We start from the raw sequence: 17,694 nt of genomic DNA, 5'->3' as shown, positions 1-17,694 counted from the left end.
CGCGTGATCGACTTCGCCCGCCTGCCCCGTAGCGGAGGGATCTCCAGCAGCTACGCGCTGGTGCGTGGCTGGCCATGGCAACTGGGCCTTGCATGCATAGGCACGGCTGTCTCTGGTGTCCTGAGCCTGTTGCCCTGCGTCGTGGCTTGGATCCTGCTTGCCCAGATTCTCGGCAAGCAGAATCTCACCGTTCCGGGCGCATGGATGGTTTCCGCGCTCGTGCTGGGATGGGCTCTGCGCCACATGCTCTCCTGTGGCAGCAAAATCATCGCACACCGACTGGCCTTCGCCGCCATCGCCGAAATCAAAGATCGCCTGCTCGACAAGTTGGATCGGGTACGCCTGACATGGTTTGACCAGATGTCTCCAGCCCAGCACGGCCAGTTGATTGGTGAGCAGGTCGACGAGTTGGAGGACGCGGTCGCCCATCTCCTGCCCGAGCTGACCGCTGCGACCCTGGTGCCACTCACCCTGGCTGCGGTGTTGCTGTGGGTTGACTGGCGCATGGGCTTGGCGTGCCTGCTACCCTACGTGATCGCCATCGGCTGCAGCGTTTCCGCCATGTCTCGGGGACGCAGTGCGGGCCAGAACGCCATGCAGGCATGGAATGGACTGATGCGCAGTCTGGACACACTGTTGCGCCACCAACTGCTGCTACGCACCTACAACCAAGCTGACACAGCCTACACCCGCATCGATGGCGCCCTGACCGAATTCGAACACCGTTCGGTCGCCGCCGTGCGCCCGCCCTTGCTACTAGCGGTGCTCTTCATGGTACTGGGCACCAGTTCCCTGTCCGTCGCACTGCTGATCGGTGGCATCCTCTATGCGTCAGATGACCTGTCTCTGGCCTGCCTCGCGTTCTTTTGCGTTGTCTCGGTAGGGCTGGGGAGTCTCTACAGCGATGTCTTCAGCTTCTTCCTCCGCCTGGGCAAGCTCAAGGCTATCTGGAAACGGATATTCGGCTTGCTGGATGCCGACGAATTGGCATGGGGACAGATCCCCATGGTGCCGGAGTCGGCCGGATTCGATCTGCGTCAGGTGAGTCGGCTGCGCAATGAGCGGCAAGTCTTGGCAGACATCGATCTGCGCATACCCGCCGGGAGTTCCCTGGCCCTGGTTGGCCACAGCGGTGCGGGCAAGACATCCCTCGCCGAACTGCTGCTGCGCTACGACGATCCGGACCAGGGCGATATCGAATTGGGCGGCCATCCGCTGTCGGCCTACAGTCAGGAAGCCCTGCGGGACGCAATGGCTTACGTGAGCCAGCGTACCGAATTGTTCGCCCTGAGCGTGACCGACAACATCAAACTGGGGCGGCCAGATATCGGTGACGACTTGGTCGAGGCAGCGGCCAAGCGAACCCTTTGTCACGACTTCATCATCGCCTTGCCGGAAGGCTACGCCACGATGCTGGAGCCGGACGGGCGCAACCTGTCGGGCGGCCAGCGCCAGCGCCTGGCCTTGGCCCGTGCCGTGGTTCTCGATGCGCCTGTACTGCTGCTCGACGAGGCACTGGCCTTCAGCGACATCGAGAACGAGGTGCAGATTCAGCAAGCCATCAGTGAACTGGCCCGCGGACGCACCTTGATCGTCATCGCCCACCGGCTGCACACCATACGCTCGCTGGAGAATATAGCCGTCATGCAGCAGGGGCGGATCGTCGAGCAAGGACGGCACGAAGACCTCATCGCTGCCGCCGGGTACTACGCCACCCTCTGGCAGCAGTTGCCCTTGCCCGCCGAGGAGGAATCGGCATGATCCGCTGGTTCCGGCAACTCCTGCATGGGAGCGCTACAGGGCGGGATTTTTCTCGCTACCTGTGGCTCACCTGGATCGACATCCTGCTCATCGCCCTGCCTCCCGTGGCTGCGGCCGAATTCATCCGCCAAGCGTACTTGCAAGGGGGCTGGCCCGCTTCGGGTGCCATTTTCCTGAGCATCGCGCTGGGGTCGCCGCTGCTCAGGCTGGCCGTTCAATGGAAGGCACGCATGCTGGGAGCCAAGACGGTGTTCGCCGCCATCAGCGCTTATCGGCGGCAATTGGTGCGGCGCGTGCTGGCCACCCCCTTATGGCAACTGCACAAGTGGCCTGAAGGCCAGTGGCTGGAGCGCCTGGGCGGAGACATTCGCCAGATACAGGAAGGGATCTTCATCGTGTTGGTGCGGCTACAGGTCAATCTGCTGTTGGCGGCGATCCTGCTGCTGTACGTGGGTTACTACCGACCGGAGGTGTTGGGCGGATTCCTGCTGGCCTTGGCGCTGTGCTTGGTCGTGGGACGCCGCCTGCTCACTACGATCACCCGACATGTCGACGAACTGAACGAGTGCAATATGGCGGTACGTGCGAGGCTGGCGACGATGATGGACGGCATTCGCACGCTCAGGCTCTTCGGCGCCACCCGTCTACCGGCGCTCAGGCTCGACACCCACCTGCAGGCGCAACGACAAGCCCAGCAACGTGCGATACCTGCGCTCGCAGTGCGCGATCAGATATTCCACGCGCTGCTCGAACTTTGCTTGATTCTGGGACTGCTGCTGGCTTGGCGCGCACAGGCAGACGCTGATCTGCTGCCGGTACTGCTGATCCTGCCCATTGCCCACCACAACCTCTATGGTGCCTGGCAGGAATGGGGGCTTCTGAAATGGACGCGGCAGGCGTGGGTGCGCGTACAGGCGCTGGCTGAGTTGCCGCAGCAACTGCAAGGGGCGACCCCTTTGCCGGGGCGACCCGAGACCCTCAGCGTCAACGCGGTGGGTTTCGCTTACGCCGATCGCCCTGTGCTGGACGCGGTCGATGCACGTTTTTCACCCGGCAGCCACAGCGTCATCGTCGGCCGCAACGGCGCCGGAAAATCCACCCTCCTCATGGTGCTCGCGCGGCTGTACGACCATGGCGATGGTCAGATCCTGCTCGGCGGTGTTCCCATCCACACGGCTACGCTGGGCAGTTGGCGTGCCCATGTCGCCGTCGTACTGCAGGACACCGCGCTGCTGCCGGGCACCCTGCGAGACAACCTTCTGCTAGGGCGCCCCGACGCGAAGGATGAAGAACTCAACGAGGCGCTGCACAAGGCCTGCTGCGACGACTTCGTGGCGCAGTGGGAAGGCGGCCTCGACACCGTGCTGAGCGAAGGCGGTGTCATTCCCTCGGCGGGGGAGCGCCAACGGATCGCCATTGCACGCGCGTTGCTCAAGGATGCTCCGATCGTATTGCTGGACGAAGTCACTTCCGGATTGGACAGCGTCAGCGCATCACGGGTCCAGCAAGCGATCCAGGTCCTTGCGCGCCATCGTACGGTGATCCAGGTTACCCACTCCCTGCTGCAGGCGGTCCGTGCGGACCAGGTTCTGGTGCTGAGCACGGGGAAAGTAATCGAAATGGGCAAGCATGCCGCATTGCTGCATGCCGATCGGACGTATGCCGCGCTGTGGAGCCTATACCAGCACAGCTTGCAGTGGAGGGTGATCGGTTAGTGCGCTGTCCCGCAAATAGTTGTACGAAATGAAATCGATGCATTCGCGCCCATGGCAAGGTATAAACCGCAGCGATGGTCAGGACCATCGTGAGGATCAGCAACGTCGCCATGGGTGCGAAGGCTCGATTTCATATCCTGTTATTTTCCAGGTAGAACACTGGAATCAGGTACGGGTGAGACATAGGTCCGGCAAGCGCGGTCCAGTAGTCATGTGCCAATCCGATGGCGGCGCCCTCTCCCGATGAGCCCATGTGTGGAAAGAATGGAAGACAATCCAATGAGAACGCTTCAGGAAGTGATTGGACACCACGCCGAACAGTTCGGTGAACTGGTTCTCTACCGTGAACTGGACAGTCGTGGCCAAGAACTAAGCGACATCACATTTTCCGAGTTCCATCGCCGCACCCAAAGCGTGGCACGCTATCTGCTCAATCAGGGAGATATCGGCCAATCCATACTCTTGCTGTTTCCGCCGGGCATTGAGTTTATGGTGGCTTTCGCCGGCGTGGTTCTGGCAGGGAAAATAGCCGTGCCCACGGCACGACCAGGCGCTGTGGGGTTCAAGCGCTCGCTGCCCCGGCTGCAGCGCATCGCCCAGAATTGCTCCGCGCAAACGATTCTGGCAGACACGGCGTTCCTCGCCGATCTGGATGCCGAGGGAGCGCAACAGTGGCTGCCCGAGCAACAATATCGGTATCTGCCCCTGCCAGTCGCTTGCGATGACCTGCCGATCGCACTCCCGGCCGCCTCGCTCGACACGGTTGCCTACCTGCAATACAGTTCTGGTTCAACGGGCGCCCCAAAGGGAGTGATGATCACCCATCGCAACATGGCGGCCAACACGGCTGTCATTGAGGATCGGATGGGTAATCCAGGCCGTGTGGTCTCGGTCGAATGGATGCCACATTTCCACGATTACTCATTGGTGAAAGGATTGTTGCTCGCTCTCTACACCGGCAGCAAACACGTGATTCTTCCTTCAATGACGATACTGCGGGCGCCACTAGTATGGCTGAATACCATATCACGATACCGGGCATGGCGTAGTGGTGGACCCAACTTCGCCTATCAGCAGTGCGTGGATCGGATCTCGGAAGCCGATGCCGTGCAACTGGATCTCTCCCACTGGAGGTGGGCTCATTGCGGTGCGGAGCCCATCAAGGCGGCCACGATTGAGGCCTTCTTGCGCCGCTTTGCGGCTTCCGGACTCTCGCCCCGGGCCTTTCATCCCGCGTATGGCATGGCTGAGACAACATTGCTCATCACCTGCACCCGTCCCGGACAACACTGGCGCGCCATGCCTGTTCGACCTGGCGACAAGCAGCGTCTGACGGTCTCCTGCGGGGCTCCCTGCTCTGGTATGGAGATTCGCATCGTCGACCCGGAACGCCAGCATGCGTTGCCCGAGAGGGAAGTCGGAGAAATCTGGGTATCGACGAATAACCCCAGTATCTCCCCGGGGTACTGGCATGAGGAAGAGATCAACCGCGAAACCTTCCAGGCTCGGCTGGACGGCGTACTCGGAAGGTTCATGCGCACGGGGGATCTGGGCTACTTGGACGCTGGCGAATTGACCGTCAGCGGTCGCATCAAGGATCTCATCATTTATCAAGGGCGCAACATCGTGCCCACCGACATCGAATGGCTGGCCCAGACTGATCGTCCGTGGCTGCGCAAGGACTGCGGCGCCGCATTCTCCATGGACGACTCGCTGTCCGACCGTCTGGTGTTGGTCCAGGAAGTCGACAAGCACTGTCCACCCGATTGCCTGCCTGGCTACATATTCGAGATCCAGCAGGAGTTGGCCCAGCAATTGGGAGTCAGGCTGGACGATATCCTGTTCATACGCACTGGCAGTTTGCCGAAGACCTCCAGCGGCAAGATTCAACGGCGGGAATGCCGAAGCCTGTTGCTACAAGGAGCACTTCCCGTACTTCACCGCTATCGGAACGACATGGATCCCGACGCCGCCTCCAGTGACCTGCGCGGGTCGTCGCTCGGGTATCTCGTCCGTCTGCTCGCCATGGAACTGGATCGACCATTGGCACAGATCGATCCCCATCTCAGCTTGTTCGACCTCGGGATGGATTCGCGAGCCATCGTCCACTTCCATGAAGTCTTGCGCAGCAGGCGCCCTGAATGGGAACTGGACATCACAGATCTTTTCCAATACACCTCAATGGGCAGGCTGGCCGAGCATATCGAAGCATCCGTTGCCCAAACTCAGGAGACGGTCGCCCCGCTATCGGAAAAAGCCGGCCCTCATCGCAACCGCAGGCGCATCCCTGACATGCAGGACATATGACCGGAGCAGACATGAGCGCGAACAAACACTGGCTGGATCAGCACCCGGATGCCGTCGCAATCATCGGCATGGCCGGACGTTTTGCGGAAGCCCCGAACCTGGCGAACTACTGGGACAACTTGGCAGCAGGGAAACTGGCGCGAAAGGAATATAGTCGCGACGAACTGCTCGCCCGCGCGGTGAAACCCGAGGTAGTGGACGATCCGGCGTATGTCTGCGTCGGGATGCCGCTGGAAGACATCAACTGCTTCGATGCTGAATTCTTCGGCGTCAGCGCCAAGCAGGCCGATTGGATGGACCCACAGATCCGCCTGTTTCTCGAGGTTTGCTGGCATGCGATGGAAGATGCCGGATACGACGTGAGCCGTCTTGGCGCTCAGCGGGTAGGTGTTTTTGCCGGCTCGAACCCGGCGGTATACCTCTGGCAGCATCATCTGGATCGGCTGCGGGAGCACAACCTCGCGCAATGGCTGGAGGTTCTCACCAGCAACGATAAAGATTACCTGAGCCCCTGGGTGGCGTACAAACTGGGGTTGCGTGGCCCGGCGCTGAATATCCAGACGGCATGCTCGACATCGCTGGTGGCCGTGGCGACTGCTTGCCAGAACCTCTTGGGCTACCAGTGCGACATGGCGTTGGCTGGCGCTGCGGCGCTGACGCTGCCACATGACCAAGGCTATCTGTATCAGGCCAACACCATTCTTTCACCCGACGGCCATTGCCGGCCATTCGACGCGGAAGCCGCTGGCACCATCATGGGCAATGGCGTGGCCGCAGTCCTGCTCAAGCGCGCCGAAGATGCCATCCATGACGGCGACCACATCGACGCGCTCATTCTCGGCACTGCGGTGAACAACGATGCCCAGCGCAAGATGGACTTCATGGCGCCGGGCGTCGATGGCCAAGCTGAAGTCATCCGCATGGCGCATCGTCTGGCCGGAGTCAGCGCCGATACCATCGACTATGTGGAAACCCATGGAACGGGCACCTACCTGGGCGACCCCATCGAATTCCGTGCCTTGCAGATCGCCTTTGCCCAGGGCGCTCAACGGATGAAACCGTGCGCCATCGGTGCCGTCAAGGCGAACCTCGGCCACCTGAACACCGCTGCGGGCATGGCTGGCCTGATCAAGACGGTCTTGGCGCTGCAGCACGAAATGCTGCCGCCCACCCCGCATTTCAAACAGCCCAATCCGCAGTTGGATCTGGAAGGCAGTCCGTTTTTCATCAACGACCGCCTGCGTCCCTGGCCCCGAGAGCCCGGACGCATCCGGAGGGCTGGTGTCAGCGCTTTCGGCTTCGGTGGAACAAACGCCCATGTGGTGCTGCAGGAGGCCCCCGAGCCAGAGCGAACGGAACGGCAACTGCCCGCGCACCTGTTCGTACTCAGTGCGCGTGATGCCGCCGCTCTGGACCGTTACCGGGAGCGGATTCAGCAATGGGTTGCCGGCCCCGGACGATCCACGGATCTGGCGGACCTCTGTTTTACTGCCGCCCATGGTCGCCGCGGATTCTCCCACCGGTTGGCCTTGATGGTCCGCGACACCAGGGATCTCGCGGTCAAGTTGCCGGTGGCTACTGCGGCGTCCGCGGAACCGACGGACAGGGTGGCCTGGGTCTTCACCGGTCAGGGTGCCCAGTACAAGGGCATGGCGTCAGGGCTCTACCAGCACGTGCCGGTGTTCCGGCGAACTGCTGATGCCTGCAACTCGGCGCTCTCTGCAGAACACCCTCTTCCTCTGGCCGGTTGGCTTTCCGGGCAGTTCGACATGGCGCCAGCGCTGGATCAGGCTGCAACGCTCCAGCCCTTGCTGTTCACCATTCAGTACGCACTTGCGGAAGCTTGGCGTGAGTTCGGCATCAGGCCCGATATGGTGCTCGGCCACAGCCTTGGCGAATACGTCGCTGCGTGCGTGGCCGGTGTGATGTCCCTGGAAACGGCGATGACCATGGTTTGCCTGCGCGGCAGGCTGTTGGACAGACTGCCCTCCAATGGGGGCATGCTGGCGGTGAAGGCATCGGATGAGGAAGTAAGGCAGGTGCTACGCGATGGCTACGACTTGGATGTAGCCGCTGACAATGCGCCGGATCAAATCGTGGTGTCGGGTCATGCAGAGGAAATCGACCGGCTCCGGACGGCCCTGAGAGACGCCGGAGTCGACTCTGTGAGGTTGACCGTCACACACGCGTTCCACTCGCGGCTGCTCGATCCGATCCTGGAAGAATTCGAAGCGGGACTGTCCTCCTGCGAATTCAGCCCACCTGCTATTCCCATGCTCAGCAACCTGAGCGGCACCCTGTTGCAGGTTGCGCCCGACGCCCGTTACTGGCGAAACCACCTGCGCCAGACCGTGCGCTTCACCGCCTGCCTGGAGCAACTGCAAGCCCAGAATGTCTCTGGCGCCCTTGAGATCGGCACCAAGCCCCTGCTGACGGGATTGGTCGCCCGTCGGCTGCCACGAGGCTGCCTGCCCGGCCTTGTCGAGGGCGCGTCAGGCTATCAAGCTTGGCTGGGACAAGTGGGACAAGCGTTCTGTTCGGGGGTGGTCAGTGACATCGGCGCGCTGTATCCGCAAGGACGAAGAATCTCCTTCCCTGGATACCCCTTCACCAAATCACGACACTGGATCGACTCTCAGGAAGTGGCTGGCACGCCGTCCTCCCAAACCGCGCAGCAGGTCGATGTGCAGCAGGACCCGCTCTTCGACCTCGTAGCGGGCTACTGGCGACATGCGCTGGGTGCACCGGCGCTCAGTCGGAGTTCCGACTTCTTCATGCTCGGCGGAAATTCGTTGGCAGCGATCCAGATCCGCGCCGCCGTGCAGCGTGATCTGGCCATCGACCTGCCCATGGCCGAAATGATGAAGATGCGAACCCTGGGAGACTTGGTGGACGCCATTGCATCGGTACTCGAAGCAGAAGCCGCAAGTGAGGTGCAATCATGAACGAGACGCTCTCGGATGATGCCCTGAATCTGCTGCGCAGGCGATTGGCAAAAGGACAATCCAGTAGCGAAAACTCCCCGCTGCCGGTGCTGCGCAGCGACGAAGCCAGCCGCTTCGAGCCATTCCCGCTCAACGACATGCAGCAGGCTTATTGGATCGGACGCCAGGGCGATGATCAGACGGGCATGCACTGCTTCATGGAACGCCGCACTGAGCGATTCGACTTCGACAGACTCTGCCGAGCTTGGGACCGGCTTGTGGCCCGCCACGACATGCTGCGTGTGGTCATAACCGAAGAGGGAAAGCAACGTATTCTGCCTTACCAGCCGGGTACAGGGCTTCCGGAACGACACGACCAGCGCTCGCTCTCGCGACGGGAGCAGCAACAGCGGCTCTCGATGTTGCGGGATGAATTGGCCCACTACAAGGCCGATCTGTCGCAGTGGCCCCAGCACCGCGTCCATTGGTGCGATACCGGCAATGGTATCGGCTACCTGATGATCAGTTTGGACATCTGGTGCATCGACGGCCAAAGCATCCAGACCCTGATCAATGAACTGGCATGCCTGTACGGTGATCCGGATTGCGCCCTCCCGGCGCTCGGCATGACCTTCCGGGACTACGTCTTGGCATGCATGGAATTCGAGCAAGGCCCGGTCCATGCACGCGCCTTGAACTATTGGCGCGAACGCATCGGTCGGTTGCCAAGCGCACCAAGCCTGCCCTTGACGGTCGGTGCAGGCGTGCCGAATCCTCCGCGGTTCGAGCGCTGCGAAATAAGCCTGACGGCGGAGCAGACACGGGCGATCCGCAAACTGGTTGCCGACCACGGTCTGACCTTGACCACGTTACTGGCCGCCTGCTATGCGGAAGTTTTGACCCGTTGGTCCGGGAGTCGACATTTTCTGCTCAACATGCCCCGTTTCAACCGCAAGCCCATCCACCCGGACATTCACTCGGTGCTCGGTGAATTCGCCACTTTCACCTTGCTCGAGGTCATGCTGGACGGGGAAAAGCGCTTCGGTGAGCGCATTGCGGCCATGCAGCAGCAACTCTGGTTGGACATGGAGAACGATGCCGTCTCGGGTGTCCGCGTCCTGCGCGAACTGAATCAGTTGAGCGGTGGACGCAGCTATGCGCCGGCTCCTATCGTGTTCACTTCCTTGCCCGAAACGGTCAGCGGAACGGACAACCTGCACGAGGCTACGGTAGCGCTGGGAGAACCGACCTACAGCCTGAGTCAGACCCCGCAGGTCTGGCTTGACTGCCAGTACTATCAGGAGGCAGGATGTCTGCGCCTGAACTGGGACTACTTGGTAGGTCGCTTCCCGACGGGGATGATTGATGCCATGTTCGGCGTCTTTGCAGATATCGTCCGACGCTTGGCATCACCTACCGGAACGCAGATTCTGCAGCAGGATCAGATTGTCCAACTACCTGAGGAGCAACGGGCGCGACGCGCCGAAGCCAATCGCACCGCACGTTCGTGGCCGGAAATGCCGCTTGCCTGGTATCTGGCTCGCGCCGCCCAGCGCTGGCCGCAGAACGTGGCGTTAAGGGTGGACGAGCAAGTCCTGACCTATCAGGAACTGGTCGGGCGCGCAAATGCGCTCGCCCAAGTATTGCGTAGCGAACCAGGACGCATTGCCATCCGTCTGGGGAAAAGCGTCGAGCAGATCGTGGCGATCCTGGCCTGCCTGCTTGCCGGGCGCAGCTACGTTCCGCTCGATATCGAACAACCTCAGGAACGGCAGCACGAAATCGCTCGGATTGCACAGGTCGTATGGGTATTGACTCACGACGAACTGCCGACCTGGGAGGGCACAGGCGAGGCCCTGGCATGCAGCCGATGGCCAACGTCATTGCTGAAGATCGAAGGCATCGAACTCGAATGGTCTCCGGAGGCGGAAATTTACGTGCTGTTCACCTCCGGCTCCACCGGCCAGCCCAAGGGTGTGCCCATCCAGCAGCGCGGTCTGATCAATTTGCTGGAACACAATGCCCACTGGCTCGGTCTTACCTCCGAGGACCGGGTATTCGGAGTCTCTGCCCTGCACCACGATATGTCCGTCGTCGAAATTCTGGGCAGCCTATTCCTGGGAGCGGCGCTCGTCATGCCGGGCGAGGCTCACCGACGCGATCCAGCGCAATGGATCAAGCTGATGCTGAAACACCGGGTCAGCTACTGGAATTCGGTGCCGGCCTTTGCCGAAATGCTGATTGAGCATGCCGAACACACGGGAGCATCGGTCGGTAGCCTGCGTCAAGTCACCTTGGGTGGCGACTGGCTGCCGGTTGACATAGGATACCGCCTTGCCCGCATCGCGCCCGGCGTCACCGTCCACAGCACCGGTGGGCCGACCGAGATCACCGTTTGGAATATCACCCATACATTGCGCCCCGAGGATACGGACCGGGCGAGCATTCCCTATGGCAAACCCATCTCCAACAGCCGCTACTACATCGTCAACGATGATGGCGAAGAGTGCCCCGATTGGGTGTGTGGCGAAATGGTCTGCGCCGGCGATGGGCTCAGCCCGGGTTACCTGTGCAGTGGCGCGGGATCGACCCGGGTTTTCGGGCCGCTGGCGGACCTGGAGACGTACAGCTACCACACCGGTGACCTGGGGCGCTATCTGCCAGACGGCAGCATTGAATTTATCGGGCGCCGTGACAGCCAGGTCAAGCTCAATGGCTACCGTATTGAGCTGGGCGAGATTGAAAGCGTGCTGCAGCGCCATTCCTTCGTCGGGCGCGCCATTGTGGAACTACGCAAGGAGCCGCATCCGCAGCTCGTTGCATGGGTGGAGAGCGACCTGGGAGAAAACGTGCTGCGTTCCCATGCGATCCAAGCGCTCCCCGCCAACATGGTGCCCGCCATCTGGCAACGTTGCGACCACTGGCCGCTGAATGCGAACGGCAAGGTAGACCGGCGCGCATTGTCCGCACGCAGCCTCGTGGACAGTGCCAATGCGGACGTTGCCATGGATCTGCAAGGTCCGCTGGAGCACTGGCTGGCCGAGTGCTGGGGCACCCTGCTTGGAAGGCATGCGGCATCGCGGCAGGCCAATTTCTTCCACCTGGGGGGCGAATCGCTGCTCGCAGTACGCATGCTTGGCGCTATCGAGGCTCGCACCGGTATACGCCTCGCTACCCAACAAATCTTTGCCACTCCAACGCTGGATCAACTGGCGGCGAAAATCCGCGAGGAATTGACAGCGCAAGGTCGATCCGATGTCGACTGGGAGCGGGGGCAACTCCGCGAACTACCGGTCAGAGGGGAGCCAGCGGCCCCCTTGTCATGGTCGCAAAGGGGTTTGTGGTTGATTGAGCAGCAGGAGTCGGACAGTACAGCCTACGCCCTGCCACTGTTTTTTTCTCTCGAAGGCCCGTTGGACGCGGAAAGCCTGGGCAAGGCGGTCGATGCAGTGCTGGCGGATCATGAAATCCTGCGCTGCAGGTTCGGATTCGACCCCGAGAAATTGCATCCGTATCAGTTGTCGGACGCACAGCCGCCCCGATTGGCGCACGTCCGACTGGCGGACGGACTGACCCTGCGCGACTGGATGGCGGATTTTGTCCACCAAGGCTTTGATCTGAAAAATGGCATCAGCACCCGGGCAGTCCTGGTAGACGCTGGGCCGGAAGGCTGGCTGTTGGCCCTGTACTTCCATCACATTGTGTTCGACGGCTGGTCCTCTGGCGTGCTGCTGCAGCAAGTGGCGGATGCTTATGCGGCACTGCGCAGAGGACAGCCGGTTCCGTGCGGAAACTGGAGCTTTGGCAACTACGCGGCCTGGGAACAAGCCCAGGAGGAAGACAGCGTGTCAAGGCAATTCTGGCAGGATGAGCTGAGTGACCTGCCGGTGCTGAATCTCACCACTGATCGCCCGCGGCCCGCGCGTCAGAACTACCGTGGCGCAAGCGTCAACCTTCGCTTCACGCGGGAGCAGGTAGTCCGCCTGGAGAGGTTGGCCAGCCAGCACGACGCCACGCTGTTCATGGTACTGCTCAGCGTCTACCAACTGCTGCTGGGACGATACAGCCAGCAGGAAGACGTCGTAGTGGGAACCTACGTTGCCGGCCGCGATCATCCCGCGACCCATGAAATGCTCGGTTGCTTCGTCAACAACGTTCTGATGCGCACGCAATGGCACCCGGAGCAGCCGTTCGGCGAGTTCTTCGCGCAAAACAAGGACCGGATCGTGGCGGCGCTGAAACACCAGCACTATCCCTTCGAAAAGCTGGTGGCGATGGATGGCGTGCCGCGAGACAACAGTCGGCATCCGCTTTACCAAGCCGGATTCGCCATGCAGCCGCGTCATGCTTGGCCAGAACTGGAGGGTGGAGTGAGCTTGAGGCAACGGCCGCCTCCCCTCCACACGTCGCACATGGATATGGACCTGTATGTGATACCGGATGCAGGCTACCTTTGGCTGGAGCTCAACTACGCCAGCAGCCTGTTCGACCCAGCACGCATGCAACGTTTCCTGGAACACTATGCCCGGTTGCTGGAGGCAGTCGTTGCGCAGCCCGGCACCCCATTGCTGGACCTGCACTACTGGTCTGGACAGGGTGGTGTTCCGGCAGTAAAGCATGTTCCGGCGCAGATCGATCTGCCGGAACGTCTGCTCGCCGCCTTGCGGCGTGGCGGCGACCGGTGCGCGCTGATTGATCAAGGCGGACATACGAGTTTCGCGCAGTTACTGGAGCGTAGCCAGCGCATGGCGTCTGGGTTGCGAGAGCAAGGGGCGGGGCCTGACGTGGTGGTAGGCGTCTACCTGCCTCGCTCCGCCGAGCAGATCGGCCTCATGCTGGCGATCATCTTCACTGGTGCGATCTATCTGCCGCTGGACGCAGACTATCCGGTCGCTCGGATTGCGGCGATCTTGTCGCAGGCTCAGCCGGCACTGCTGTTGAGCGACGACACACATTGCGCGAAGCTGCCGTCACCGTACGACAGGCAGGCGCGTCCATGGCAAGCGCTGCTGGGCGCCACCCCAAGCAGCCCGATATGCAGCTACCCCTCGCCAGAACAGGCCATGTACCTGTTGTTCACCTCCGGGTCTACGGGTACGCCGAAAGGCATCATCGGCACTTGGGCGACCGCACAGAACCGGACCGACTGGCTGGCACAGACCTATCTGCTGACGGAGCGCGACTGTTGCGCCATCCGTACCCCGTTGAATTTCGTCGACTCTCTCTGGGAAATCCTCGACCCCTTGCTCGCCACATGCCGTTGTGTGGTCGTCTCGACCGATACCGTCGTTGACAGCCGGCGACTTCTTCCCCTCATGACACAGCACGCGGTCAGTCGCATGGTCGTGGTGCCCAGCCTGATCCGCAGTTGGTTGCGGGATGGAGTCGATCTGTTGGGATCGTGGCAATCGCTGGATATCCTGTTGAGCAGTGCCGAAGCCGCTGATGTGGAGGACGTGGAGGCGCTCTACCGAATGCTGCCGGCGCTGCGTTTCGTCAACTGCTACGGCAGTTCCGAGGTCGCCGATGTCACTGTCTACCAGTGGCCTCGCCAGCCTACCCGAGAGGATCAGGTCGTTCTTGGGAAGCCATTGCCGGGTTGCAGGATCTACCTGCTGGACAAATGGGGGCACGTGGTTGCGCCAGGCAACAGCGGTCATATCCATGTCGCGGGGCACCATTTGCCCGTGGGCTACCTTGATGGCGTCGGCAATGCGATTGCGCCGGCCAGACTTACGGTGCAGGAGCCGCTGTTCGCCATGGGGGACTGGGGCCACTGGCGCGCCGATGGTGAGCTTGTCTTTCAGGGGCGCTTTGACGACTTGGTCAAGATCCGCGGCAACCGAGTCGAACTGGCCGAGGTCAACCAGCACGTTCGCGCAGCCAACGGTGAAGGAGACGCTATCGTCCTGGCGGTGGCGGATCCGCAAGGCGGCCGGCAACTCGTGGCATGGATCGAGTCCGGCGATGGCGCGCGGACGAAGATCGTTGCCCGGGTTCGACAGGCGTTGATGGCGCAGTTGCCGAACTACATGGTTCCAACCCGATATGAAGTCCTGCCGCAGTTGCCCATGCTTCCGAATGGCAAGATCGACCGCGCCTGCCTATTGAACGGTCTGGGTGTTTCCGTAAACCAGCCGACATACGTACTTGATGCACGGGAACGCCAGCTTGCAGAACTGATTGCTTCGCTTGTCGGTCACGAAACACCCAACCTCGATCCGCAATGTGGCCTCTATGAGTTGGGATTGAACTCCCTGTCCTTGGCCAGTTTGCATGCCAAGCTACAGTTCTGCTATCCCGCGTCGGAAATTACCCTCGCGGAATTGTTCCAGTACAGCACACTCAGCCAACTGGCCCGCCGACTAACAGGCAGTGTCTCCGAGCAAGAGGACCAAGCATTGCCTGCGCCGACGGCACGTCAGAGGCTCCGGAAACGGCTGAACGATCCAAGCATAGAGGGGAACGAAAGGTGAAACTGTCGGAGCCGGTTTTCTGGGAGACGGGCCAGGAGCGGTGCTGGACCGAACAGATTGACGCCCTGGTCCATCGCTACCGTCAGCAAGGGCGCAGCGTCGGCTTGTCTGCAACACCAACGCCGGCTACCCGCGTGCCTGAGCAGCCGATGGGCATTGAAGACTACCTCGGTAGGCTGGCCGAGGACGGCCTTGCCGAGGCCGCCTGCATGCACCATCCACGCTGCCTGGGCCACATGACTTCGCCGCTGCCGGTGTTCATGCCACAGTTGTCGCGCTTGGTCACATCGTTCAATCAGAACCTGATGAAGACCGAGTCGTCGGGCGGATTGACCGCACTGGAACGCAACACCTTGATCATGTTGCATCGAACGGTGTTCGACCTGGATGAGCAGAGCTACCACAAGATGAGCACCGACAGCCAGAGCACACCGGGCCTTATCACCAGCGGAGGAACGCTGGCCAACCTGACCGCTATGTGGTGCGCCAGAAAGCGGGGCTTCACCGACCAGGGGACTTGGTGGCGCCAACTCCACGAGCAGGGCTACACCGATGCAGTGATCCTCGGCTCCCGGCTGATGCATTACTCGTTCGACAAGGCGATGGATCTACTTGGACTGTCGTCGAACGCATTGCTGAAGATTGATGTGGACGCCCATGGTGCCATGCGACTGGACCAGTTGGACATCGCCTTGGCAACGTGCCGCAGCCAGCGTCGCAAAGTACTGGCCATTGTTGGCATAGCCGGAAGCACAGACTTCGGTAGCATTGATCCCCTGCAGAAACTGGCGTGCCGAGCGAGGACGGAAGGTGCCCATTTCCACGTCGATGCAGCCTGGGGTGGACCGTTCCTGTTCTCACACACCCATGCGCAGTTGCTAGCCGGGATTGAGCAGGCCGATACCGTCACACTTGACGCCCACAAACAGTTGTTGACACCGCTGGGTACAGGAATACTGCTGTATCGGAATAGCGATTTGTCGAGAATGCTTTTGTCGACAGCCCCCTATGCAGTGCGCTCCGGCTCCCGGGACAGCGGTCGCTTCACGCTCGAAGGTTCGCGACCTGCCAACGCCATCTATCTCCACGCGGCACTGCATTTGATCGGTGGTGACGGCTTCGGAAGATACATCGATGACAGCTTCGAGCGTGCGCGAGCCCTGGCGCATCGGATCAAGGCTCGCCCGGATATGGAGCTCTTGCAAGAGCCTCCAACCAACTTGGTCGTCTTCCGCTATCTGCCCCGGCGTTTCCGCCACGCCCGCGCCATCCGACAGGATCCGGAAATCAACACGCTAAACGTGCGTCTGCACAAGCTGTTGCGCCACTCTGGTACCAGTTTCCTCTCACGAACCGAACGTGTGCTACCAGGCCAGGCGACGCCCGCATGCGTCATGCTGCGCGCGGTGATGTTCAACCCCCTGTGCCGCATCGAAGACATCGATCCGATTCTTGATGAAGTTGTCGCGTGCGGCAGGCAGTTGGAAGAACAGGGATTCGAAAAGGAAAAGAGCCTTGAACATGTTCAAAATTCATGATTTCAACGTTCCTGCAGCGGGTGAGCCTGCTGTCATCCGCCTGTACTGCTTGCCTTGCGCAGGTGGTAGCGTCGAACTGTACCGGGACTGGAATGGCCTGCTTCCGGAGTGGATCAAGGTATGTCCCATCGAGTTGCCGGGACGGGGACGGCGCTTCGGAGAACCGCTGTGTGACGATGCCAAGACACTCGCGGCTAAACTGATTGCAAGTACGCTTACCGGCGTTCCGGACCCCTTCATTCTCTTCGGCCACAGCATGGGGGCTTTGCTGGCGTACGAGATGGCGCAGCAATTGCAGGCAGCGGGGACTCGTCAACCGGCCTTGCTGATTCTGTCCAGTCGCGAGCCTCCGCACTGCAGGAGTCGGGTGGATCCTTCACGAAGCCAGTGGCCTGTCGGCGATTTTCTGAAGCAGGTACGCCGTTATGGCGGCCTGCCACAGGCACTGGAAGACAGCCCGGAACTGCTTGAACTCTTCCTGCCGGTATTGCGCAACGATTTCGCCCTGTTGGATCGCTACTGCTTCGAGGCAAGCGCGCCGTTGGCATCTCCACTATTCGTCGTGGGAGGTGAGGAGGAGCCTGACTTCCGACTGGAGCAATTGCAGGAGTGGGTGCGTTACAGTCAGTGCTGGATTGGTGCCCGCTGCTTCAAGGGTGGGCATTTTTATCTCAACGAGCCAGCGGCACGCCAAAACCTTCTCGGCAGCATCCACCAAGTAGTCAATACGCATTGCCTTCACCACTTGGCGTGGTAAGGGTGGTGCCTTCTTCGACACCCTCCGCGTCAGGCACCATCCCCGGTTGCTGGCCGGGGCATGTCCAGTCAACTTGGGCGGGTCAACGTGCCGATCGTCATTGGTAACGTCTGCATCCATCCTGGCGACCGGGACGGCGTAGGTCTTCGTCACCGAGGACCGGATGGATCGACCACGTCAGTAATCGCGTAGCCAACTGATCAGGTTGGCGGCCTT

General features: G+C 61.1%; 7 protein-coding genes. All 7 read left to right on the top strand.

The features are described 5' to 3' along the window. Window positions 1-3 precede the first annotated feature (3 nt). The 7 genes from D5041_RS19310 to D5041_RS19280 all read left to right on the top strand — a co-directional run bounded on the left by D5041_RS19310 (window position 4) and on the right by D5041_RS19280 (window position 17,478). Entirely contained in the window at window positions 4-1,761 is a 1,758-nt protein-coding gene (locus D5041_RS19310) for an ABC transporter ATP-binding protein (protein ID WP_265285516.1), read from the top strand. Beyond that, a complete protein-coding gene (locus D5041_RS19305; RefSeq protein ID WP_265285515.1) occupies window positions 1,758-3,476 on the top strand; it encodes an ABC transporter ATP-binding protein in 1,719 nt (572 codons plus the stop codon). The genes D5041_RS19310 and D5041_RS19305 overlap by 4 nt, the downstream gene beginning before the upstream one ends. Before the next feature lie 279 nt (window positions 3,477-3,755). Then, complete coding sequence (locus D5041_RS19300; protein ID WP_265285514.1) at window positions 3,756-5,783, top strand: AMP-binding protein; 2,028 nt, start codon at window positions 3,756-3,758, stop codon at window positions 5,781-5,783. An 11-nt stretch (window positions 5,784-5,794) separates the two neighbouring features. Further along, a complete protein-coding gene (locus D5041_RS19295; RefSeq protein WP_265285513.1) occupies window positions 5,795-8,728 on the top strand; it encodes a type I polyketide synthase in 2,934 nt (977 codons plus the stop codon). After that, window positions 8,725-15,183 carry a non-ribosomal peptide synthetase gene (locus D5041_RS19290; protein ID WP_265285512.1) on the top strand — a complete coding sequence of 2,153 codons (6,459 nt, stop codon included), beginning with the start codon at window positions 8,725-8,727 and terminating at the stop codon, window positions 15,181-15,183. Before D5041_RS19295 ends, D5041_RS19290 begins: the two co-directional genes overlap by 4 nt. Next, the gene (locus D5041_RS19285) at window positions 15,180-16,721 is read left to right on the top strand and encodes an aminotransferase class V-fold PLP-dependent enzyme (RefSeq protein ID WP_265285511.1); all 1,542 of its coding nucleotides are present in this window, start codon (window positions 15,180-15,182) and stop codon (window positions 16,719-16,721) included. The genes D5041_RS19290 and D5041_RS19285 overlap by 4 nt, the downstream gene beginning before the upstream one ends. Next, window positions 16,705-17,478 (top strand): thioesterase II family protein, encoded by a 774-nt coding sequence (locus tag D5041_RS19280; protein WP_265285766.1) that lies wholly within the window; start codon window positions 16,705-16,707, stop codon window positions 17,476-17,478. The genes D5041_RS19285 and D5041_RS19280 overlap by 17 nt, the downstream gene beginning before the upstream one ends. Window positions 17,479-17,694 lie beyond the last annotated feature (216 nt).

The sequence above is a fragment of the Verminephrobacter aporrectodeae subsp. tuberculatae genome (assembly GCF_026127385.1).
In the GTDB taxonomy this organism is placed as follows: Bacteria; Pseudomonadota; Gammaproteobacteria; order Burkholderiales; family Burkholderiaceae_C; genus Acidovorax; species Acidovorax aporrectodeae.
The sequence above is the reverse complement of the archived record's forward strand: the minus strand, read 5'-3'. Positions and strand labels throughout refer to the sequence as shown.

What these genes read in the sequence shown, in the direction of transcription:
- D5041_RS19295 (WP_265285513.1), top strand. Translation starts at nt 5,795, where the DNA reads ATGAGCGCGAACAAACACTGGCTGGATCAGCACCCGGATGCCGTCGCA.
- D5041_RS19300 (WP_265285514.1), top strand. Translation starts at nt 3,756, where the DNA reads ATGAGAACGCTTCAGGAAGTGATTGGACACCACGCCGAACAGTTCGGT.
- D5041_RS19290 (WP_265285512.1), top strand. Translation starts at nt 8,725, where the DNA reads ATGAACGAGACGCTCTCGGATGATGCCCTGAATCTGCTGCGCAGGCGA.
- D5041_RS19305 (WP_265285515.1), top strand. Translation starts at nt 1,758, where the DNA reads ATGATCCGCTGGTTCCGGCAACTCCTGCATGGGAGCGCTACAGGGCGG.
- D5041_RS19280 (WP_265285766.1), top strand. Translation starts at nt 16,705, where the DNA reads ATGTTCAAAATTCATGATTTCAACGTTCCTGCAGCGGGTGAGCCTGCT.